At 64.1% G+C, this 19,870-nt stretch carries 22 protein-coding genes; 15 read left to right on the forward strand and 7 right to left on the reverse strand.

The genetic code is table 11. The features are described from left to right. Nucleotides 1-142: 142 nt before the first annotated feature. From GY791_15605 to argE, 5 genes are all read left to right on the forward strand, one after another. On the forward strand, nt 143-1,138 hold the full coding sequence (locus GY791_15605) for a radical SAM protein (GenBank protein MCP4329852.1): 996 nt from the start codon (nt 143-145) through the stop codon (nt 1,136-1,138). A gap of 130 nt (nt 1,139-1,268) precedes the next feature. Further along, complete coding sequence (gene apaG / locus GY791_15610) at nt 1,269-1,661, forward strand: Co2+/Mg2+ efflux protein ApaG (GenBank protein ID MCP4329853.1); 393 nt, start codon at nt 1,269-1,271, stop codon at nt 1,659-1,661. A 29-nt stretch (nt 1,662-1,690) separates the two neighbouring features. Beyond that, nucleotides 1,691-2,332, forward strand: a complete 642-nt coding sequence (gene folE, locus GY791_15615) for a GTP cyclohydrolase I FolE (GenBank protein ID MCP4329854.1) — start codon at nt 1,691-1,693, stop codon at nt 2,330-2,332. A 172-nt stretch (nt 2,333-2,504) separates the two neighbouring features. Beyond that, on the forward strand, nt 2,505-3,890 hold the full coding sequence (locus GY791_15620) for a TrkH family potassium uptake protein (GenBank protein MCP4329855.1): 1,386 nt from the start codon (nt 2,505-2,507) through the stop codon (nt 3,888-3,890). 10 nt (nt 3,891-3,900) lie between these two features. Then, the gene (argE, locus tag GY791_15625; GenBank protein ID MCP4329856.1) at nt 3,901-5,055 is read left to right on the forward strand and encodes an acetylornithine deacetylase; all 1,155 of its coding nucleotides are present in this window, start codon (nt 3,901-3,903) and stop codon (nt 5,053-5,055) included. A gap of 14 nt (nt 5,056-5,069) precedes the next feature. Here argE and GY791_15630 read toward each other — a convergent pair whose 3' ends face one another. The 4 genes from GY791_15630 to GY791_15645 all read right to left on the reverse strand — a co-directional run bounded on the left by GY791_15630 (nt 5,070) and on the right by GY791_15645 (nt 8,982). After that, nucleotides 5,070-6,005, reverse strand: a complete 936-nt coding sequence (locus GY791_15630) for a molecular chaperone Hsp33 (protein ID MCP4329857.1) — start codon at nt 6,003-6,005, stop codon at nt 5,070-5,072. Continuing rightward, nucleotides 6,006-6,911 carry an ornithine carbamoyltransferase gene (argF, locus tag GY791_15635; protein ID MCP4329858.1) on the reverse strand — a complete coding sequence of 302 codons (906 nt, stop codon included), beginning with the start codon at nt 6,909-6,911 and terminating at the stop codon, nt 6,006-6,008. Next, on the reverse strand, nt 6,904-8,070 hold the full coding sequence (locus tag GY791_15640; protein ID MCP4329859.1) for an aspartate aminotransferase family protein: 1,167 nt from the start codon (nt 8,068-8,070) through the stop codon (nt 6,904-6,906). Before GY791_15640 ends, argF begins: the two co-directional genes overlap by 8 nt. A 123-nt stretch (nt 8,071-8,193) precedes the next feature. After that, a complete protein-coding gene (locus GY791_15645; protein MCP4329860.1) occupies nt 8,194-8,982 on the reverse strand; it encodes an ABC transporter permease in 789 nt (262 codons plus the stop codon). Nucleotides 8,983-9,102: 120 nt separating this feature from the next. Between GY791_15645 and GY791_15650 the strand changes: the two genes are divergently transcribed. Next, nucleotides 9,103-9,690: a RecX family transcriptional regulator gene (locus GY791_15650; protein MCP4329861.1), complete on the forward strand. Its 588-nt coding sequence runs from the start codon at nt 9,103-9,105 to the stop codon at nt 9,688-9,690. A 65-nt stretch (nt 9,691-9,755) separates the two neighbouring features. Further along, nucleotides 9,756-10,373, forward strand: coding sequence for a LysE family translocator (locus GY791_15655; GenBank protein ID MCP4329862.1), 618 nt, complete (start codon nt 9,756-9,758; stop codon nt 10,371-10,373). Between the two features lie 47 nt (nt 10,374-10,420). Here GY791_15655 and GY791_15660 read toward each other — a convergent pair whose 3' ends face one another. Beyond that, a complete protein-coding gene (locus GY791_15660) occupies nt 10,421-10,639 on the reverse strand; it encodes a hypothetical protein (GenBank protein ID MCP4329863.1) in 219 nt (72 codons plus the stop codon). A gap of 80 nt (nt 10,640-10,719) precedes the next feature. Between GY791_15660 and arsC the strand changes: the two genes are divergently transcribed. Both arsC and GY791_15670 read left to right on the forward strand, forming a co-directional pair. Continuing rightward, a complete protein-coding gene (gene arsC, locus GY791_15665) occupies nt 10,720-11,067 on the forward strand; it encodes an arsenate reductase (glutaredoxin) (GenBank protein MCP4329864.1) in 348 nt (115 codons plus the stop codon). Nucleotides 11,068-11,078: 11 nt separating this feature from the next. Further along, a complete protein-coding gene (locus GY791_15670; GenBank protein ID MCP4329865.1) occupies nt 11,079-11,552 on the forward strand; it encodes a MaoC family dehydratase in 474 nt (157 codons plus the stop codon). On the opposite strand, the gene GY791_15675 is transcribed toward GY791_15670, so the two are convergent. Beyond that, entirely contained in the window at nt 11,537-12,469 is a 933-nt protein-coding gene (locus tag GY791_15675; GenBank protein ID MCP4329866.1) for a cobalamin-binding protein, read from the reverse strand. The two genes, GY791_15670 and GY791_15675, sit on opposite strands and share 16 nt — an antisense overlap. Nucleotides 12,470-12,617: 148 nt before the next feature. Here GY791_15675 and GY791_15680 point away from each other — a divergent pair, with 148 nt between their 5' ends. From GY791_15680 to GY791_15700, 5 genes are all read left to right on the forward strand, one after another. Further along, nucleotides 12,618-13,094, forward strand: coding sequence for a glutathione peroxidase (locus tag GY791_15680; protein MCP4329867.1), 477 nt, complete (start codon nt 12,618-12,620; stop codon nt 13,092-13,094). 304 nt (nt 13,095-13,398) lie between these two features. Next, nucleotides 13,399-14,865 (forward strand): glycosyltransferase, encoded by a 1,467-nt coding sequence (locus GY791_15685; protein MCP4329868.1) that lies wholly within the window; start codon nt 13,399-13,401, stop codon nt 14,863-14,865. A 120-nt stretch (nt 14,866-14,985) separates the two neighbouring features. After that, nucleotides 14,986-15,462 carry a cell wall hydrolase gene (locus GY791_15690; protein ID MCP4329869.1) on the forward strand — a complete coding sequence of 159 codons (477 nt, stop codon included), beginning with the start codon at nt 14,986-14,988 and terminating at the stop codon, nt 15,460-15,462. A gap of 274 nt (nt 15,463-15,736) precedes the next feature. Continuing rightward, nucleotides 15,737-16,657 (forward strand): glutaminase, encoded by a 921-nt coding sequence (locus tag GY791_15695; GenBank protein ID MCP4329870.1) that lies wholly within the window; start codon nt 15,737-15,739, stop codon nt 16,655-16,657. A 107-nt stretch (nt 16,658-16,764) separates the two neighbouring features. Beyond that, nucleotides 16,765-17,283 (forward strand): TIGR02281 family clan AA aspartic protease, encoded by a 519-nt coding sequence (locus GY791_15700; protein ID MCP4329871.1) that lies wholly within the window; start codon nt 16,765-16,767, stop codon nt 17,281-17,283. Between the two features lie 43 nt (nt 17,284-17,326). Here GY791_15700 and GY791_15705 read toward each other — a convergent pair whose 3' ends face one another. Beyond that, a complete protein-coding gene (locus GY791_15705) occupies nt 17,327-18,148 on the reverse strand; it encodes a PhnD/SsuA/transferrin family substrate-binding protein (protein MCP4329872.1) in 822 nt (273 codons plus the stop codon). A gap of 204 nt (nt 18,149-18,352) precedes the next feature. Here GY791_15705 and GY791_15710 point away from each other — a divergent pair, with 204 nt between their 5' ends. Next, nucleotides 18,353-19,828 carry a hypothetical protein gene (locus GY791_15710; protein MCP4329873.1) on the forward strand — a complete coding sequence of 492 codons (1,476 nt, stop codon included), beginning with the start codon at nt 18,353-18,355 and terminating at the stop codon, nt 19,826-19,828. Nucleotides 19,829-19,870: the final 42 nt, after the last annotated feature.

The raw sequence follows: 19,870 nt of genomic DNA on the forward strand, positions 1-19,870 counted from the left end.
AGGGACTATGATGACGACCGGCATCTCGGCTAGATTCCGCCCCGACGGTCAACGGAATGTGATTTCCGGTTTACCGGCGGTCGGTCAATATGAAGCCGGTGCCGAGAGGCTTTCGATCCGAAGCGGCGGGATTTTTCTATCGATGAATGTTGCGGTGTCCCATCCGGACCTGAAGACAGAGCCAGACGGCCAGCCGCCGCTCGACCCGCGCAAGTTCGTCGACCGCGACCGCACGGCAGGCGGCGAACCGCGGGCGCAGGTCGACTTCGCGGGCCTCGAGACATTGTGGTTCAATACCGGAACCCAGTGCAATCTGACCTGTCGCAATTGCTATATCGAATCGAGTCCGACCAATGACCGGCTGGTCTATTTGATGGCCGACGAAGTGCACGCCTACCTAGAGGAAATTCGCGACAACCGCTGGCAAGTTCCGGAGATAGGCTTTACCGGCGGCGAACCTTTCCTCAATCCCCAGTTCATTGCGATGGCCCGCCGAGCCCTGGAGTATGGCCATCGGGTCCTGGTGTTGACCAATGCAATGCGTCCGATGATGGTGCGGTCCGACGCATTGATGGAATTGCGCGAGCGCCACGGCGACCGCCTGATACTGCGTGTGTCTCTCGATCACTACTCGCGGCAGGTTCACGAGGCGGAACGGGGGCCTCGCAGCTGGGATCCGGCGATTGCCGGTTTGAATTGGCTGTCAGCCAACGGATTCCGCGTACGGGTCGCCGGTCGCACCTTTACCGAGGAGGGCGAAACCAGGATCCGCCAGGGGTTTGCGCGCCTTTTCGCCGCTCATGGTATCGGCATCGACGCCGATGATCCGATTGAGTTGGTGCTTTTCCCGGAAATGGACGAACACGCCGACGTTCCCGAAATTACGACCGCGTGTTGGCAACGGCTCGATATCGATCCGCGAACCGTCATGTGCGCGAGTTCGCGTATGGTGGTCAAGCGCCGCGGCTCGGACCGATCGGTGATCACGCCGTGCACGCTGATCCCTTATGACACCCGGTTCGATCTCGGAGAGCGGCTGCGCGAGGCCGCCGGTCCGGTCAAGCTCAACCACCCCCATTGCGCGCGATTCTGCGTTCTTGGCGGCGGGTCGTGCAGTGTTTCCGAGGGCGCGGCCTAAGCCGCCCTCGATCGATCTGGCTGGCGCACGCGGGTAAACTTGAGCGGACCCCAATCGACGGACGCTGGACAACGATCCACGGCTGTCTAATATGGTGACGCTCCTGGACATCGCATTGCCGGATACGGTCATGTATTCGAAGATCACGCACTCAATCGAAGTGAACGTCGAGCCGATCTACCTCGATGAGCAATCGTCGCCGGAGGAAGGGCATTACGTGTGGGCCTACCAGGTAAGAATCGAGAACAAGGGCGGCGTGAAGGTCCAATTGATGAACCGCTATTGGCGCATCACCGATTCGTTGGGCCGGATTCAGGAGGTGCGCGGCGCCGGCGTGGTCGGCGAGCAGCCGGTGCTGGGACCGGGGGAGGTGTTCGAGTACACCAGCGGCACGCCGCTGCCGACACCGTCCGGTTTCATGGTCGGAACCTACGAAATGATGTGCGACGGAGGCGGCCGGATCGAGGTTGAAATCCCGGCGTTTTCGCTTGACAGTCCACACGAAGCCTCCCAATTGCACTAAGCAATCGGCGGGCCTCAAGGGGATGTGCAGTGAAGGTTCAGAAAGTGGTTCTTGCGGATAGCGACGCCGCCAGCGACGCACGCCCGAGCCGTGACGACGCCGAAGAGGCGGTACGGACGCTGATTCGCTGGGCCGGCGACCTGCCGGACCGCGAGGGCCTGCGCGGAACCCCGCGGCGGGTTATCGATTCCTTCGCCGAATTCTACTCCGGCTACGGCGAGGACCCTCACATCTACTTGCAGCGCACATTCACCGAGACCGACGGCTACGACGAGATGGTGGTTTTGCGCGACGTCCGCTTCGAATCGCATTGCGAACATCACATGGCGGCGATCATCGGCAAGTGCCATGTCGCCTACCTGCCGGACCGCAGGGTCGTCGGCATCAGCAAGCTGGCCCGGGTCGTCGATGTCTATGCCAAGCGCCTCCAGATCCAGGAGAAACTGACCGCGCAGGTGGCCAATGCGGTCGAGGAGGTGTTGGAACCGAAAGGCGTGGCGGTTGTCGTCGAGGCGGCCCACCAATGCATGACCACGCGCGGCGTTCACAAACCCGGCGTGACCATGGTGACGAGCCGGATGCTGGGTGCTTTCCGGGACGACCCGACGACGCGGCGCGAGTTTCTGGCCATGATCGGCGATCCGGCCACGCGCCACGCGAGCGACATCTAGGGCCCGTTGTGGGCGCTCGGATCGAGCGCCCACGTCAGGGTGTCAGCGCAATGTCCAGTTCGCGCCGATCCGGGGTTAATTCGTTGATCCACTGCTGACGGGGACGGCTGTGGCAACCTTTCAACCCGTTCTCTACATAATCGGGCTGTTGCTGACGACGCTGGCCATCGCCATGGGGATCACCGCCGTTGCGGACCTCGTCACCGGCAATCCGGATTGGCAGGTCTTCATTGCCTCGGCCGGCATCACGGTCTTCGTCGGCGTGGCGCTGGTGCTGTCGACCAGCTCCACCTGGAGCAAGTTCACCATTCGCCAGGCCTTCTTGTTGACCACTCTGTCATGGCTCGTGCTGGCCGCCTTCGCGGCGTTGCCGTTCGCGTTCTCGGAGCTCAATTTGAGCTACACCGACGCCTTCTTCGAATCGATGTCGGGCATCACCACCACCGGGTCGACCGTTATCGTCGGCCTCGACAAGGCGCCACCCAGCATCCTGCTGTGGCGGGCATTGCTGCAATGGCTCGGCGGAATCGGCATCATCGTGGTCGCCGTGGCCATTCTGCCCATGTTGCAGGTCGGCGGCATGCAGCTGTTCCACATGGAATCGTCCGACCGTTCCGAAAAGGTGCTGCCGCGCGCGGCGCAGATCGCCAGCGGGATCGCCATAATCTATCTGATCGCGACGATCGCCTGCGCCGTCGCCTACTGGCTCGGCGGCATGTCGGCTTTCGAGGCCTTCACCCACGCGATGACGACGATCGCGACGGGCGGTTTCTCGACCTCTGATTCGTCGGTCGGCGTGTTCGATTCGGTGGCCATCGATTGGACTGCCACCTTTTTCATGGTCATCGGCGGCATGCCCTTTGTTTTGTATCTCCAGGCGGTACGCGGCAAGCCGATGACGCTGCTGCGCGATTCCCAGATTCATTGGTTCCTTTCGATCATCGCGCTGGCCATCGTCGGGCTGTCGTTCTGGCAGTGGGCAAGCGTCGGTACCGACCTCGACGATGCACTCCGCTATTCGGCCTTCAACGTGGTCTCGGTGATCACCGGCACCGGCTATTCCACGGTCGCGTTCGATCGGTGGGGCGGCTTCGCGGTGACGGTGTTCTTTTTGCTGATGTTCATCGGCGGTTGCGCCGGATCGACGTCGTGCGGCATCAAGATCTTCCGCTTTCAGGTCCTTTACGCCAATGCACGGGTTCAGCTCGCCCGCCTCCTGCAGCCCCACGGCGTCTTCATTCCATACTTCAACCGGGCGCCGATTCCGGAAGGCGTGACGAGCGCCGTTCTCGGTTTCTTTTTTCTATTCATCTGCGCCTTCGGCTGGCTGGCGATGGCGCTTGGGCTGTGCGGGCTCGACTTCCTCACCGCGGTCTCGGGTGCGGCGACATCGATCGCGAATGTCGGACCCGGGCTGGGATCGATTATTGGACCGGCCGGAACTTTCGCGCCGCTGCCCGACGCCGCAAAGTGGCTCCTGTCCGCCGGTATGTTGCTCGGACGGCTCGAACTGTTTACCGTTTTGGTCCTGTTCCTGCCCTCGTTCTGGCGCAAATAAGGGGATCCAAATGGACGCGCGAAATCCGGCATCTCGCGACTTGATCGAGCGGTTGGTCGGATTCGATACGACGTCGTCGAAATCGAATTTGGCGCTGATCGACGAGGTCGCGGATTATCTGCGGGACCACGGCGCCAGGGTTCATGTCCTCGCCAGCGACGACCGGACCAAGGCCAATCTGTTCGCCAGCGTCGGACCGGATGTGGCGGGCGGTATTTGCTTTTCCGGCCACACCGACGTCGTGCCGGTCGACGGCCAGCCGTGGGACAGCGATCCTTTCGAGGTCGTCGAGCATGACGGCAGGCTCTATGGCCGCGGCACCGCCGACATGAAGAGTTTTATCGCCGTCGGGCTGGCCCTGGTGCCCGAGATGACGGGACGGCAATTGTCGGCGCCGATCCATTTCGCGCTGTCCTATGACGAAGAGACCGGCTGTCATGGCGCGCCCCATATCATCGCCGCATTCGACGATGCCCTGCCCCGTCCCGATTTGGTCATCGTCGGCGAGCCGACCGAGATGAAGGTGGTCAATGCCAACAAGGGCATCGTCGTCGTCACCACCGTGGTTACCGGGCTCGAAGCGCATTCCAGCCTGACCGACCGGGGCGTCAACGCGATCTTCCAGGGCGGCCACCTGTTGCGGTATCTCGAAGACCAGGCGCTCGAGTTTCGAACTCACCGCGACGCGGATTTCGACCCGCCCTATTCGACGCTCAGTGTCGGCACCATCGCCGGCGGCACGGCGGTCAACATCATCCCCCGACAATGCACCATTCAGTGGGAGTTCCGTCCCCTGCCCGAGGTCGATATCGCTGCCGTTGTCGCCGCATACGATGATTTCGCCACCGAGACCGTGTTGCCGGAAATGCGCGCGGTGCACCCCGAAGCCACCATCGAAACCACTCTCGTCGTGTCCGTCCCTGGTCTCGCACCGGATCCGGATTCGGCGGCCGAGGCACTGGTGCGCCGGCTGACCGGCGCCAATCGCAGCCACACCGTCTCGTTCGCCGCCGAGGCGGGGCTGTTCCAGGCCGCCGGTATTCCCACGGTCATCTGCGGCCCCGGCGCGATCGGCCAGGCTCATCAACCCAACGAATTCATCGCCCTCGATCAAATCGCCAAGTGTGAGGACTTCATGCGCCGGGTTATCGACGACGTTGCATGAGGCTTGGTGCCGGTCTACTCGTTCAGGGCGGCGATCGTGTCGTCGTCGAACCGATACATCCGCCCACAAAACTCGCAAGTAACGACGAGTTTCCCGTCTTCATCGAGCTCATCGAGTTCGGACCGATCGAAGGCGCGCAGCACGTTTTCGACCCGCGCCCGGGAACATCGGCATTGGGCGCGCAGCGGCGCCGTCTTGAAAACCCGAACACCGTCCTCGTGGAATAACCTGAACAACAGGTCGGTCGGCGGCAGATCCGGATCCAGAAGCTCGGCATCGCTAACACTCGACATCGGGACGCGGGCCCGATTCCATCCGTCGGGGTCGATCTCGACCTTGCCGTCGGCCGGCAGTCGCTGGACCATCAGGCTCGCCGCGCGCCACGCCGAGCTACCCCCGGCATAGTCGATGCGCCCGGCAGCGACCTTCAGCGCCGCATCGATCTGCTCCGATTGCTTGAAATAATGGGCCGCGCATTGGCCGAGCTGCGCCCCGTCGAGATGGACGATGCCCTGATAGCGATCGCTGCCGGCGCCCTGATCGACGGTGAACGCGAGGTAGCCCTCGCCAAGCAGCAGCGGCACCGAATCGCCGATCGGCCCGTCGTGGGAGGCGATCAAACGGTCGAGCCGCTCGCCATCGTATTGGGCGTAACCCCGCATGTCGCCGTCGCTGGTCATATCGGCGACGAGCATCGAAATCGGCCCGTCGCCCTTGGTCTGGAGCGTGAACACGCCGTCGAATTTCAACGCCCCCGCGAGCGCGCCGGCCAACGCCAGCGCCTCGCCGAGCATGACCGCGACCGGTTCCGGGTAATCGTGGCGCGACAACACTTCGTCGACCACCGCGCCGAGCCGGACCAATCGCCCGCGCACATCGGGCGCGACCACGACGAAGGGTTGGATCAGGTCATCCGTCGAATTTTCACCGCTGACGATCGGCGCCGTCATTCAGCTCAGGCACCACAGCAGGATGCCTTTCTGGGCGTGAAGCCGGTTCTCGGCCTCGTCCCAGACGATCGATTGGGGGCCGTCGATCACCGACGCACTGACCTCCTCGCCGCGGTGGGCCGGCAGGCAATGCATGAAGACCGCGTCGGGCTTGGCCGCCGCCATCACCGCATCGTTGACCTGATAAGGCATCAGCACTTGTTCGATGTTCGCGACATAGGAATCGCCCATCGAGAACCAGACATCGGTCACCACGCAATCGGCACCGGCGACGGCGTCCATCACGTTTTCCGTGACCACGACCCGGCCGCCGTTGGCGGCCGCCCAATCCACCACCGCTCGGGGCGGACGCATCGGTTCCGGGGTCGCCACGCGAAGCTCGAAGCCGAACCGGGTCGCGGCGTGGACCCAAGACGAGGCCATGTTGTTGCCGTCGCCGCTCCACGCCACAACCTTGCCGGCGATCGGGCCGCGATGCTCTTCGAAGGTCATGATGTCGGCCATCAGCTGACAGGGATGGGTCTTGTCGGTAAGGCCGTTTATGATCGGCACCGTGGCGTGCTCCGCCAACTCGAGCAGTTTCCGCTCGTCGGTGGTGCGCAGCATGATGATATCGACGTAACGCGACAGGACGCGCGCGGTGTCGGCTACGGTTTCGCCGCGACCGAGGTGGCTCGAATCGCGTTCCAGCACGATGACGTCGCCGCCGAGCTGGTCCATGCCACGTTCGAAAGACACCCGCGTCCGCGTCGACGGCTTCTCGAAGATCATGCCGAGAGCCTTGCCGGCAAGCGGCTTGTCGTGATCCGGCAGCGCCGCCTTGTAGCGCGTCGCGAGGTCGAGGATATCGCGAAGCGTCTTGGTGTCGAACCGGTCGAGGTCGAGGAAATGCTTCGGCTCAGCCATCGCCACTCTCCAGTTGGCGCGCCGTAAGATCGAGAATGGCGATCGCTTCGTCGATGTGGCTGTCGTCAATGATCAGTGGCGGCAGCAGCCGCACCACGTTGGCGCCGGCGCCGACGGTCAGCATCTTGTTGTCGCGAAGGCGGGCGACGACATCTGCGCTCGGCACCACGCACTTGAGCCCCAGCATCAGGCCAACGCCCCGCACCTCCTCGAAAACCTTGGGATGGTCGGCGACAAGTTCCTCGAGACGTCGATGAAGGCGCTTCGAGGTTTGCCCGACCCGATCGAGGAACCCGGGTTCGAGGACGATGTCGAGAACCGCGTTGGCCACCGCCATCGCCAGCGGGTTGCCGCCATAGGTCGAGCCGTGGGCACCCGGCCGCATGCCGACCGCCGCCGCTTCGGTGGCCAGGCAGGCGCCGACCGGGAAGCCGCCGCCGATGCCCTTCGCCACAGCCATGATGTCGGGCGCGATGCCGGCCTGCTCATAGTAAAAGAAAGACCCGGAACGGCCCATGCCGCATTGGATTTCATCGAGCATCAACAACAGGCCGAACTCGTCGGCGACCGCCCGCAGGCCGCGCATGTAGTCGATTGTCGCCGGCGTGATGCCGCCCTCGCCCTGGATCGGTTCGATCAGGATCGCCGCCGTTTCATCGGTGATCGTCGCTCTCATTTCATTGAGATTGTTGAACGCGACGTGATCGAATCCTTCGACATCGGGACCGAAACCGTCGGTCAGCTTGTCCTGGCCGCCGGCCGCGATCGTCGTCAAGGTCCGGCCATGGAAAGACTCGGTTGCACAGATGATCCTAAATTTGTCCGGGTTGCCGGTTTCGTCGTGGTATTTGCGGATCATCTTGATACCGCATTCGACCGCCTCCGCACCCGAATTGCAGAAAAACGCAGTGTCGGCGAACGTCGCCGCGACCAGGCGCTCGGCCATCCGCTCCTGATCGGGGATCTGGAAGATGTTCGAGCAATGCCAGATCTTCTCGCCTTGGCGCTTCAGCGCTTCGACGAGATGGGGATGGGCGTGGCCGAGGCAATTGACGGCGATGCCGGCCATGAAATCGAGGTAGCGGGTGCCGTCGGCGGTAAAGGCATGCGCGCCTTCGCCGCGTTCGAATGCTATCGCACAACGGTTGTAGTTGGGCATCAGAGCTGGAATCACGGTTGCCTCCATCGCGCGCGCCCGCACGTTTCTTAGCCTAAGGTCTGCGGAAAGCCGGGAGTATCTTCACCGGCCCCGTCGCTGTCAACGACGGTCGACGGAGTATGCTCAGGGCTTCAGGTGATAGCCGGTGGCGAACATGCGCAGGGTGATCAGCCACAACACGACGTTGACGACGAACACGACCACCATGCCCGTAATCAGGGAAACGTCGGCGTGTCCGATGAAACCGTAGCGAACCCCATCGATCATGTAGAAGAACGGGTTGAGCTGGGCGATGATGCGGCCCGCTTCGGGCAATCTCTCGATCGAATAGAAAGTCCCCGACAGGAAGGAAAGCGGCGTTATGACAAAGTTCGTCACCGCGGCGATGTGATCGAACTTCTCGGACCAGATGCCGCCGATCATGCCGAGAAGCGACAGCATCAGCGAACCCATGACGGCATGATAGACGACGAAGAAGGGGTCGTGGATGCGGATCGGGACGAATACCCACATCGCCAAGCCGACGCTGAGGCCGACGATGACGCCACGGGTCGCGCCGCCGAGCGCAAAGCCGAAGGTGAGCTCGTTGGCGCTGAGCGGCGGCATCAGCACGTCGACGATATTGCCCTGGACCTTGGCGATAACGATCGAGGACGAGGTATTGGCGAAGGCGTTCTGAACCATGGCCATGACGATCAATCCGGGGGCCAGGAATTCGATGAAGGGAACGCCGCCCATGACATCGACGGCGCGACCTAGGGCCAACGCGAAAACCGCCAGAAACATCAACGTGGTCGCCACCGGGGCGATGATCGTCTGGGTATAGACATTGAGGAATCGGCGCACCTCCTTGATGTAGAGGGTCCAAACGCCGAGCCAATTTACGACCCCGAAGCGCCGCGCGGTGGGCATTCCGTAATTGATGGCCATATCGAAACTTCCTTTGCCAATTGCCGCACCTTTAGCCCGCGCCGCGGGAGGCCACAAGGGGTGCGCTTTGCGACCGCCGGCCGGCCGTGCGAGTGTGCCGGCATGACCGAGCCGGAGAAACAACCGAAACAGCGACGTCGGCGCGTTCCGCGGCGGGCGACGGCCGATCGGCTGGAACGCGCGGCGCTCCATTACCTCGAGCGGTATGCCAGCTCGGCCGCCAATCTGCGCCGGGTGTTGCTGGCCCGGGTCGACCGCTCGGCGCGGTTCCACGGCACCGATCGCGAGACCGGCGCCGGCTGGGTCGAGGACATCATCGCCCGCTATCTCCACGCCGGCCTGCTGGATGATCGCGCTTATGCCGATTTGCGCGCCGCACGGCTGTCGGCTCGTGGCTATGGCCGCAAACGCATTGCCTACAGCTTGCGCCAGAAGGGTGTCGACCAGGATACCATCGCCGGCGCCCTCGAACGATTGGCCCGCGACGAGGCCGATCCCGACCTGATGGCCGCAATCCGCTATGCCCGGCGCCGCAATCTTGGCCCATTCCGCAGGCGCGAGCGGGCGGAACGCCGCGAAAAGGATTTGGCCGCCCTGGCCCGGGTCGGATTCAATTATGATGTGGCGCGTCGGGTCATCGACGCCGGGGACGTGGACGACTTGGAAATGCAGGCCCGGGACGGCAGCTAATTCAACCAGCCGTGCGCGCTCAATTGTAGATGCCCGCGACGCCGGATCGTGTTATCCGAAACATCATGATGACACTCGAGCTGTATCTGGCATTCGTCGTCGCGACCGCGATCCTGATGCTGATTCCGGGACCGAATGTCGCGGTGATCGCCGCGCACAGCATCGGCCACGGTACCCGCTACGGCCTGTTGACGGTCGCCGGTTCCTGTTCGGCGATGGTTATCCAGCTCACGCTGACCGTTCTCGGCATGGCGGCGGTGCTGGCGGCGGCGTCGGAATGGTTCGAATGGCTGCGCTGGGCCGGAATCGCCTACCTCATCTTCCTCGGCATCCGATACTGGCGCATGGCGCCGCCAGATGCCAACGGCACCGAGCGAGCCGCGGTATCACCGGATCACATTTTCTGGCGCGGCTTCTGGGTTTCGGCCGCCAACCCCAAGACGTTGATGTTCTATGGCGCCTTCTTTCCTCAATTTATCGCACCCGGCGGCAACGTCAGCGGCCAATTGATCGTTCTGGCCGTTACCTTTCTGGCCGTCGCGGCGGTTCTTGATTCGGCCTGGGCGGTGTTTGCCGGCTCGGCACAGCGGCTGTTGGCGGATCGGGCGCGCCTGCGCGGCCGCCTCACGGGCACCTTCCTCATTGGCGCCGCGCTTGGATTGGCCTTGGCGCGAAAATCCTGACCGCGGGCCGAACCCCGCGCCAGGGGTGCGTCGACAGGGACGCGTCCTTAACGCACTTCGTCGTCGTAGCCGCGCTTATGGCTGTAGAAGACCAGCCACATCAGCCCGGCGCCGAGCCCAACCGTCGCAACGACACCGGCGATCAACGCGACGATACCGGCGCGGCTCATCTCGACGTCGCCCAACTGCCACCACATATAGGCGCCGATGGCCGCGGCCAACACGAGCAAACCGAGCATGACAACAACGAGAACAATGTGACGCATCGAGAAATCGCTCGTATTAACCTGGGCCGCCGAATGAAATAAGCTGCGTCCCGGTCGGTTGAAAGACAGAGGGGGAATCTATGCCTGTGACAATTTACCACAACCCGCGCTGCAGCAAGTCGCGTCAAGCACTCCAATTGCTCGAGGATCGGTCCATCGAGCCCGAAATCATAGAGTACCTGAAGACGCCGCCGACCGTTGCCGAGCTGCGCCGCGTCCTCGATCTCCTAGGAATGGCCCCACGCGAGCTGATGCGCACCAAGGAGGCGGCCTATAAGGAAGCCGGCCTTGACGATCCATCGCTCGACGACGCGGCGCTGATCGCGGCAATGGTGGCCCACCCGATCCTGATCGAGCGGCCGATCGCAATCAGCGGCGACCGCGCCGCGCTCGGCCGTCCGCCCGAAAACGTTCTCGATATTCTCTGAATCGATCTCTCATGCACGATCTTTACCTCGACGACTTCGCCGTCGGCGACCGGTTTGTCACCGCGGGCGCCACCGTTACCGAATCGCAGATTCTCGATTTCGGCCTGCAGTGGGACCCTCAGCACTTCCACATCGACGTCGAATCGGCCAAGCAGCACGAGATGGGCGGCCTGCTCGCCAGCGGCCTGCACACGCTTTGCCTCACCTTCCGGCTGTTCGTCGTATCGGGCGTGCTCGCGGCCTGCAACATTACCGGCGGCGGGGTCGACAATCTGCGCTGGCTGCGGCCGGTGCGGCCCGGCGACACGTTGCGCGTCAACTCAGAAGTGACGTCCGTGCGCGGCTCCCGATCGAAACCGGACCGCGGCACCTTGACCATGCACTATACGACCATCAATCAGCGCAACGAACCGGTGCTGGAATTGGACCTCATCCATATCGTGCGCCGCCGCCCCGACGGAAAAACGGATCAGATCGCTGGATAGGCGCGCCAGCCGATCTCCCGGTGACCGAAGCGGAACGCGCCGGGATGAAAAATCTCGGCCAAGATCTCAAGTGATTCGACGAGGCGCGGACCGGGCCGGTTGAAATATTGGTTGCCGTCGGTGAGGTAGACGTCGCCATTGCGGACCGCCCGCAGATCGCGCCATCCCGGGCGGGCGGTGAGCGCCGGCATCTCCACCATGCTGCGGGCAATATCGAAGCCGCACGGCATGACCAGGACAATATCGGGATCGCCGGCGGCCAGTTGGTTGAATTCAAGCCACGGCGAATGTCGGCCGGCGGCGCCAAACATGTTTTCGCCGCCGGCCGACGCGACCAGTTCCGGCATCCAATTTCCGGCCGCCATCAGCGGATCGATCCACTCGACGCAGGCGATCCGCGGCCGCCGCGCCAGCCGCCCTGCGGAACGCGCAACGGCGTCCATGCGCGCGCGCAGCTTGGCGACCAAGTCTCGGCCCTCTTTCAGCCGCCCGACCGCCATCGCGACGCGGCCAATATCGGCCCACACATCATCCAGGCAGTCGGGTTGGAGCGACACGATCTCGGCGTCGATCCCGGTCAGGCCGCCAACCGCGGCGGCGACATCCTCGGGGGTGACGGCGCACACTTCGCATTGGGTCTGGGTCAGTATGACATCGGCTCGGAGCGCCTTCAGCGCCGCGCCGTCGACGCGATAGACCGACAAGGCTTGCGCCACCAATTGCCTGACCGAACGGTCGATGGTGCGGCTGTCGGCCTCGGTATCGATGATCGGGGCCGAGCAGGCGGGCAGGTCGCGCACCCAGTCGGGGTGGTCACATTCGTGGGAGCGCCCGACCAGCTCGGCGGGGCCGAGACCGAGGGCGGCCGCTATTTCGGTGGCGCTCGACAGCAACGAAACGACGCGCGGTCCGGTCATCGCGCGGTCCACGGGATATTCCCCGACAAGCGAAGGACGAGAGGCGCTCTTCGTTGGCGGCCGTCGCCGGTTGTCAACATTGCGCTCCCACCAAGCATTTCGGAGTATCCTTTGAGGCGATTATACTCGGCCTCGTCGGGAGAACTACATGACAGCCCACGCCTTCGAATTTACCGCGATCAGCGGAGACCGGCTCCCCCTTTCGGCATTTGCCGTCACGGCCGTTTTGGTCGTCAACACGGCCTCGGAATGCGGCTACACGCCGCAATACGCAGACCTACAGAAATTGGCCGATAGCTATGGCACCGCCGGGCTTGTCGTGCTCGGCGTGCCGTCGAACGATTTCGGCGCCCAGGAACCGGGCGACGAAGCGGCAATCCGCGCGTTCTGTAGCGACCGCTACGGGATCGCGTTTCCGATGACGGAAAAAGTCGCCGTCATCGGTGTCGAGGCGCACCCGCTTTATCGCTGGATTGCGGAGACCCTCGGTGAGGACCATGCGCCGCGGTGGAACTTTCACAAATACCTGATCGGCCCGGACGGCGAATTGGTCGGTGCCTGGCCGTCCGCGGTGAAGCCGTTGGCGCCCGAGATTACGGCAGCGGTTGAAGACGTTCTCGGCTAACGGTCCCAATCCTTTGCCCGCTTCATCCGACACCGGCGCCGTGCGCGACTTTCTTGACGCGGTCATCGCCGGCGCTTGGCCGCCGACGGCGAACACCGATCCCGACGACGCGGCGTGGACCGCATTCGAAGCCGTGCTGGAAGAAACCGGCCGGGAGATTTCGTGGCCGCCGGGGCTCATCGCGCGGCCATCGCCGGCGGCGGCACCGATCTGGCATCGCGACCGCCTGCGCGACCCGCGATTGCGCCAGGATGGCCCCGCGAACGGGGTGCGCGCCGCCTATCACGCCCGCTGGTTGGCCCATTTGCTTGTTCCGGAGGAGCCGGGATACCGGCCACCGGTAAGTGTTGTCGTCCCGGTCTACAACCGCGCCCGGTCGGCCAGCCAGGCGGTCGCGTCGTGCCTCGCCCAAAGCTATGGCCCGGTGGAGATCATCGTCGTCGACGACGGCTCGACCGACGACTTGGGGTCCGTCCTGTCGACCTATGGTGATCGCATCCGCATCATTACGCAGGACAATCGGGGTGTCGGCGCCGCGCGCAATGCGGGGATCGCGGCCGCAACCGGCGATTACATACATTTTCTCGATTCCGATGACGTTCTCCACCCCGACTGCCTGACCCGCAAGATCGCCGCTCTCGCCGCCGTTCCCGATGCCGACCTCTGCTTTCACCGGCTGATCGAAATCGGACCACGCGGGCTTCGCTTCTCCTCGATGCGCCAAGCGCCGCCCGACGGCGGGCCCGCCTGCCCGACCACGAACCTAATGGCCGCGGTCGCGCGCCGCATGCCGTTTCCGCCGAGCGCAATGATGATGGCGCGGTGGCAGGCGCTGGCGGCACCCGGATTCGACGAGGATATCCGCCTCGGCGAGGATCACCGCTATTTGTTCACCCTGGCCAGGCGGGGGGTCAAGGCGTGCGGGCTTCGTGATCGGCTGACGCTGAAACGGGAAAGCCGGGACAGCCTGTCGGTCGACGAAGCGCGGAACGTGCCCAGCCTGCGACTGGCACGCCTGCGCACGCTGGTCGATATCTTCGAGACCCCGGCCGAATGGCGCTATCTGCCGGCGGTGCTCAGGCCGGGTTCGATCGCCACCATTCTGTGGACGCTCGGTTTTCCGGCCGCGGATCGCGCTCATGACAGCCTGTGCCGCCGCCTCCTCGAGGCGGCCGCGACCTATGGCGACGGCGAGACCCGCGACGGCCGGTCGCCGCTGATCGTTCTCCACCTCCTGCACATCGCGGCCGGCGGCCGGCGGGTGTCGAAGCGGGGCCGGTTTCGCGAAGGCACGTTCAATGCCGTTTTGGTCGACGCGCTGCACCAGGCGATCGCTGGCGCGGCGCCGTTGGCCGAATCGGACCTAACCTACTGGCGCGATGCGCGGGTTTCACGGTCGCCCGAGAACGGCGCGCTCGCGCTCGTCGCGGACGAGCGGATCGCGCTCGGCTCCGATGAAGCGCCCCACTTGTTGACCGAGGCGATCCGGGCCTGGAGTGTCGAATCCGGCCCCCGGCGATGGACAATCATGTGCCGCCTCGCGCCGCGATATGGCCTCGTTCGCGGTATCGCTTTGACCGACCGGGTTGCCGCCCTGACCGCACCAGACCGGGTGTTGGGCCGAGTGCTGACCGGGTCGGCCGTGGCCCGCGACGCGACGGCGCGGTTCTTCCGCGTCCCGTTCCGTCTGGCTCGTGTGGCGATTCGTCGCATTCGATCGGCTTGGCAGCGCGAGAGGACCCTGCGCGACGCCGGATTTCCGCCAATCTGACCGACCCTTCCGCAATGGGCCGAGCGACCGGAAATTTGGTCACAAAAATGTCAGTGGACCGGTCGTCTTGTTCGACTAAGTCATCCCCGACGAGCGATACCCGGGGAGGGATTGAGAGCGATGATTGGCCGCATTGCCAGTGTTTCCGGTCTAACTATTGCGTTGTGGGGCCTGCTCATGTCGAGCGGCAACGCGGCCTCGCCGATTGCCAAGACCGAGCTCGATTGCCTTGCCCTCAACGTCTATTGGGAAGCGCGATCGGAACCGCCGACGGGACAGCTCGCGGTGGCCCATCTGACCCTGAACAGAGTCGCGGCGCGTCAATTTCCCGACAGCATCTGCGATGTGGTTCGCGACGGCGCGGATAGCGGCAAACCCTACTGCCAATTCTCGTGGATCTGTGACGGTGCGCCGGACAATCCGACCGAGGCCAAGGCGTGGCGGGTCGCGCACCAATATGCCCAAAAGGCGTTGGCCGGCGAGACCCGGGACCCGACGGACGGCGCCCTGTTCTTCCACCTGACCGAGGTACGGCCCAAATGGGCGTCGCGCCTCGATTTTACGCGCCGCATCGGCGCCCATCTCTTCTACAAATAGAGCCTTCCCCGCCGGTTACGAAATAACCTGCGAGAAGACGACGAAGAGGCCGGCGACCACGATATACAGGCCTATGTTGTGGTACATCCGAGCATTCCTTCGATTGCCCATTTCCACTCAGTTTAAGTCGTTTCATCGCGCCCGGATGTGACCGAACGCACAATCGGCGAACCGGGCGACGCTCGATTTCAACGGCGGCCGCAATCTATACTGGCGGCGGCCTTTCCCCTCGACGGCAGCGGAACGGGGGCGTGAGGCCGGGGAGAATCGGTCGATGCCACAGCAAGATCTCCAGGCGCTGTTGGACGATATCGTCCAGGCCGTCCGGCCGGCGACCCGGCGCGGACGCGTGGCCGACTACATACCGGCGCTTGCCGCGGTGCCGGCGGACCGCGTCGGTATCGCGCTCCATTTTGCCGACGGGCGCACCTTCACGGCGGGCGATGCCGAGGAGTCATTCTCCATACAAAGCGTTTCCAAGGTGTTTACCCTGACCATGGCGCTCAATCATGTCGGCTACCCGCTGTGGAAGCGGGTCGGCCGCGAACCGTCGGGGAACCCGTTCAATTCTCTGGTCCAGTTGGAGCGGGAGAACGGCATTCCGCGCAATCCCTTCATCAACGCCGGCGCCCTGGTGGTCATGGATGCGTTGATGGCGAAATTCGCCGACCCGGCATCGGCATTTCGCAAGCGCATGATCGATCTCACCGGCAACAAGACCTTGCGGATCGACAAGACGGTCTACGAATCGGAGCTGGACTACGGAGATCTCAACCGTGCCATCGCCTATTTCCTCAAGGCCCACGGCAACCTCCACAACTCCGTCGACGCCGTGACCCGCGCCTATTTCAAGCAATGCTCGCTGGCGATGAGTTGCGCCGACCTCGCTCGCGCCGCGTTGTTCCTCGCCAATCGTGGCGTCTCCTTCAGCGGGGAACGCGTCTTGTCATCGCGCCAGACCAAGCGCGTCAATGCGGTGATGGAGACCTGCGGGCTCTACGATGCGGTCGGCGAATTCGCCTATCGTGTCGGCACGCCCGGCAAGAGCGGAGTCGGCGGCGGTATCGTCGCGGTGTTGCCCGGGCTGATGTCGGTCTGCGTGTGGTCGCCGGCCTTGAACCGGCAAGGCAATTCGGTCGCCGGCCTGCGTGCCTTGGAAATTCTGACTACGCGGCTGGGCCGGTCGGTTTTTTAGTCGGCCTCGGACAAGCGGGTATGCGTTAGCGAAGTGTTAGCGATTAGCGCGAAAAACTGGCCGTCGCCGCGACATAGGCGGCGAGAGGAACCGATCGCGACGCCGTTATGCTGGGAATGACGTTCAAATTGTTGGCCGGCATTGGACTGGCGGTATTCGCCGCCCACATGGCCGGCATATTCGACCTTCCCGTCGCGGCCGAACGGGACAAGGTGTCGGTCGCCATTGCGCCGGCCGAGACCGACGAAAATGCCGTCGCGCGCGAAATTCGCATCGACGCCCACCAGAGCGGCCACTTTCTGGTCGATGTCGCGGTCAACGGTGTCGAACTTCCGTTCATGGTCGATACCGGCGCCAGCTTGGTTACGCTGTCGAAGCAAGATGCCGAGAGAGCCGGGATCGAGACCGCCTGGCTCGACTACACCGAGCGTATGCAAACCGCAAACGGCATTATCCGCGCGGCGCCGGTCGAGCTGGACGAGCTCCGCATCGGCGATTTGGAACTGCGCGACGTCAAGGCGACCATCAACGAATCGCCGATGGGCATCTCGCTCCTCGGCCTGAGCTTCCTCGAGCGCCTCGACGGGTACGAGGTCCGAAACGAAACCCTGCTCCTACGCTGGTAGGCCCCGCGGAGAAGGTCCTGGCTGACAGGCCCTGTCCTTTGGATTACGCCAGCATGGAATAGCCGAGGTCGCGGGCCGCGCGGTCGTTGGCGACGATCCTCTCATAGGTGGCATCGGTCGTATCGGCAAATCCCTTGATCAATAGAGCCTCGGCGGGTTCCCTATCCAGGTCCTCGAATGCCTCGGCGACCGCGTCGCGGACCTGCGATCGCACGGTGGCGGGCCGGTGACCGGCGGTGGTGATCGGCAATCCCGGAAGACGCGGCGTTTCACAAAGCACGCGGAGACGCGCCACGGCCTCGGGGTCGTGGCGGCCGGCGAGGGCCCAGCAGACGGCATCGATGGCGGCAACGTCGGCGTCGCTGGACGCGACGGCGGCAATAGACCGGCGATGGCTGCCGGTTTCGCACACCGTGTCGAAAAAGCGCCCATCGGCGGCGAACGGCACGACAAGATCGCGCAGCGCCGCATATCCCGACTGGGAGTGTTCGGCATTGACCGCAGCCCGCCGGCCCCGCAGGTCAGCCGGCGACCGAATCCCATCGTCGCGGCGCACGACGATCACGCTGTAATAGGATCCCGCCGCGGCATCGATCGCGTAGGCCGGTGTGCCGACCAGCGCGACCCGTTCGCGCAGGTCACGGACATAGGGCCTGCCGCAGGTCTGGGCGACCAGCAGCCGGTCGGATTTCCACCCGGTCCATAGATCGATGCGCCGGTCGAGCGCGGCCGGCGGTCGCAATCCGCGCCGCACGAGATTCGCCGCCACGAGCGCCCATAGCCGGTCGGTCGCCCATTCCGTTTCCGGCCAGTCATACATCGGCAGAAACGCGATCGGGTCATTGTCATCGCGAACGCGGGTCATGATGAGGGGATATCAGATCGGTGGCGGCCGACAAAGACCAATGGCTGAAATCAAAAGCCGCGTCCCCCTTCGGCCAACACGCGACCGCAGCGGAATCTTCCGAACCGCCGCCCGGCGCCATCGATGTCGTCGGGCCAGCCCTATCGATCGGTTTCGGAGACTATGCTATGGCCGTCAGCGTTCATCAGCGGAGACCGATCCCCTTTGAGCCGTCTCGATGCCAATAACACGCGCCTTGTCAGGCGGCGCATCGCCTTCGCCCTCTTCATCCTGGCCTGGGTCACCTACATCGATTTCTTCAATGCGGGTGGCAGCACGAACGTGGTCAGCCGGCTGGCGCTGACGGTGTCGCTCGTGGAATCGCACGAGGTGTCGATAGACCCCTACGCACCGCACACGTTGGACAAGGCCCATCGCGACGGTCACTATTATTCCGACAAAGCGCCGGGGATCGCCTTCCTGTCGATCCCGGCGGTGATCGGCGGGCGGGCGCTGTTCGACACGTTCATCCCCGAACAAGATCGCTATCTCGGCTATCCCTGGTTCAAGGACGAGAAGCTGTCCTACCGGTGGAATCAGACCGCCAGGCTGGCCACGATCATGACGTCCGCGTTCTTGACCGCCCTGGCGGTCGCCGCACTATTCTCGGTCGGCGCGGCAATGACGGGTAGCCTCGTCGCCGGGCTCTTCGGTGCCCTCTTGTTCGGCTTCGCGACACCGGCCTGGGGATGGGCGACGACGCTGTTCGGCCATGCCTCCGCCGGCGCCCTGCTCGTTCTCACCTTCGCCACCCTTTACCAGGTCCCCGCCGCCGCCGAGTCCTCGCCGCCGCGCGGCGTATTGCGGTCGGCGCTCGCGGCGTTCATGGCCGCGGCCGCGATAACCGTCGAATACACCTCGGCCCCGGCGGCCGGCCTGCTCGCCGTCTATGGCTATTGGCGGCTGCGGACGCTGCCACCGCGACGGCGGCTTTTGATGGTCTGCGCGGCAGTCGCCGCCGGTGGCGTGGCGTTGGCGCCGCTGCTCATCTACCACCAGGCCGCCTTTGGCTCGCCCTTTGCCACCGGCTATCAATTCGTCGTCGGCTTCGAAGGCATGGCGGAAGGGCTCCTCGGCATTGGCGTGCCGGACCCGTGGCGCCTCGGAATGATTCTATTCAGCGGCAATCGCGGCTTGCTGTGGATTTCGCCTATTCTCATCCTTTCGCCGGTCGCCTTCTATGCGCTGTGGCGCCGGCACAATACCCGTGACATCGCGCTCCTCACGACGGCAATGGTCGCCTACTACTTCCTGCTCAATGCGGGCTATGTCTATTGGGACGGCGGCTGGTCGACCGGACCGCGCCATGTGACGCCGGTCTTCGGCTTTCTGTGCCTACCCTTTGCGATGCTGTGGTCGCAGGCACGCCGTCCGCTGCGTGCGGCCCTTGTCGTGCTGGCGGCGTTGTCCGTGGTCATCTCGATGGCCTGTGCCGCCGTCACTATGATCGCGAAGCCCGGGAAGGCGCCATTGATCGGGCACTATATCGGGCCGCCCTTTCTCAACGGCCAGATACCCGGCGTGACTTTCGATTTCGGGCTTCCCGGCCTGGCCGCGCTGGTGCCGTTGTTGGCGGTCTGGGCAATCGCCGGCCTCTACCTTTGGCACATGCTGGCCCGGGCACCATCGACGGCGCGCTGACACCGGCCGGCGGCGACCGCACTGTCGATACGCGATTCACTG

The organism is Alphaproteobacteria bacterium (assembly GCA_024244705.1).
Taxonomy (GTDB): domain Bacteria; phylum Pseudomonadota; class Alphaproteobacteria; order JAAEOK01; family JAAEOK01; genus JAAEOK01.

Coding starts and splice junctions, on each gene's coding strand:
- argE (MCP4329856.1), top strand. CDS start 3,901: ATGGACGCGCGAAATCCGGCATCTCGCGACTTGATCGAGCGGTTGGTC.
- argF (MCP4329858.1), bottom strand. CDS start 6,911: ATGGCTGAGCCGAAGCATTTCCTCGACCTCGACCGGTTCGACACCAAG.
- GY791_15605 (MCP4329852.1), top strand. CDS start 143: ATGAATGTTGCGGTGTCCCATCCGGACCTGAAGACAGAGCCAGACGGC.
- GY791_15650 (MCP4329861.1), top strand. CDS start 9,103: ATGACCGAGCCGGAGAAACAACCGAAACAGCGACGTCGGCGCGTTCCG.
- GY791_15655 (MCP4329862.1), top strand. CDS start 9,756: ATGATGACACTCGAGCTGTATCTGGCATTCGTCGTCGCGACCGCGATC.
- GY791_15640 (MCP4329859.1), bottom strand. CDS start 8,070: ATGCCCAACTACAACCGTTGTGCGATAGCATTCGAACGCGGCGAAGGC.
- apaG (MCP4329853.1), top strand. CDS start 1,269: ATGTATTCGAAGATCACGCACTCAATCGAAGTGAACGTCGAGCCGATC.
- GY791_15675 (MCP4329866.1), bottom strand. CDS start 12,469: ATGACCGGACCGCGCGTCGTTTCGTTGCTGTCGAGCGCCACCGAAATA.
- GY791_15705 (MCP4329872.1), bottom strand. CDS start 18,148: ATGACCCGCGTTCGCGATGACAATGACCCGATCGCGTTTCTGCCGATG.
- GY791_15680 (MCP4329867.1), top strand. CDS start 12,618: ATGACAGCCCACGCCTTCGAATTTACCGCGATCAGCGGAGACCGGCTC.
- GY791_15660 (MCP4329863.1), bottom strand. CDS start 10,639: ATGCGTCACATTGTTCTCGTTGTTGTCATGCTCGGTTTGCTCGTGTTG.
- GY791_15645 (MCP4329860.1), bottom strand. CDS start 8,982: ATGCCCACCGCGCGGCGCTTCGGGGTCGTAAATTGGCTCGGCGTTTGG.
- GY791_15620 (MCP4329855.1), top strand. CDS start 2,505: ATGGGGATCACCGCCGTTGCGGACCTCGTCACCGGCAATCCGGATTGG.
- GY791_15630 (MCP4329857.1), bottom strand. CDS start 6,005: ATGACGGCGCCGATCGTCAGCGGTGAAAATTCGACGGATGACCTGATC.
- arsC (MCP4329864.1), top strand. CDS start 10,720: ATGCCTGTGACAATTTACCACAACCCGCGCTGCAGCAAGTCGCGTCAA.
- GY791_15695 (MCP4329870.1), top strand. CDS start 15,737: ATGCCACAGCAAGATCTCCAGGCGCTGTTGGACGATATCGTCCAGGCC.
- GY791_15690 (MCP4329869.1), top strand. CDS start 14,986: ATGATTGGCCGCATTGCCAGTGTTTCCGGTCTAACTATTGCGTTGTGG.
- GY791_15700 (MCP4329871.1), top strand. CDS start 16,765: ATGCTGGGAATGACGTTCAAATTGTTGGCCGGCATTGGACTGGCGGTA.
- GY791_15670 (MCP4329865.1), top strand. CDS start 11,079: ATGCACGATCTTTACCTCGACGACTTCGCCGTCGGCGACCGGTTTGTC.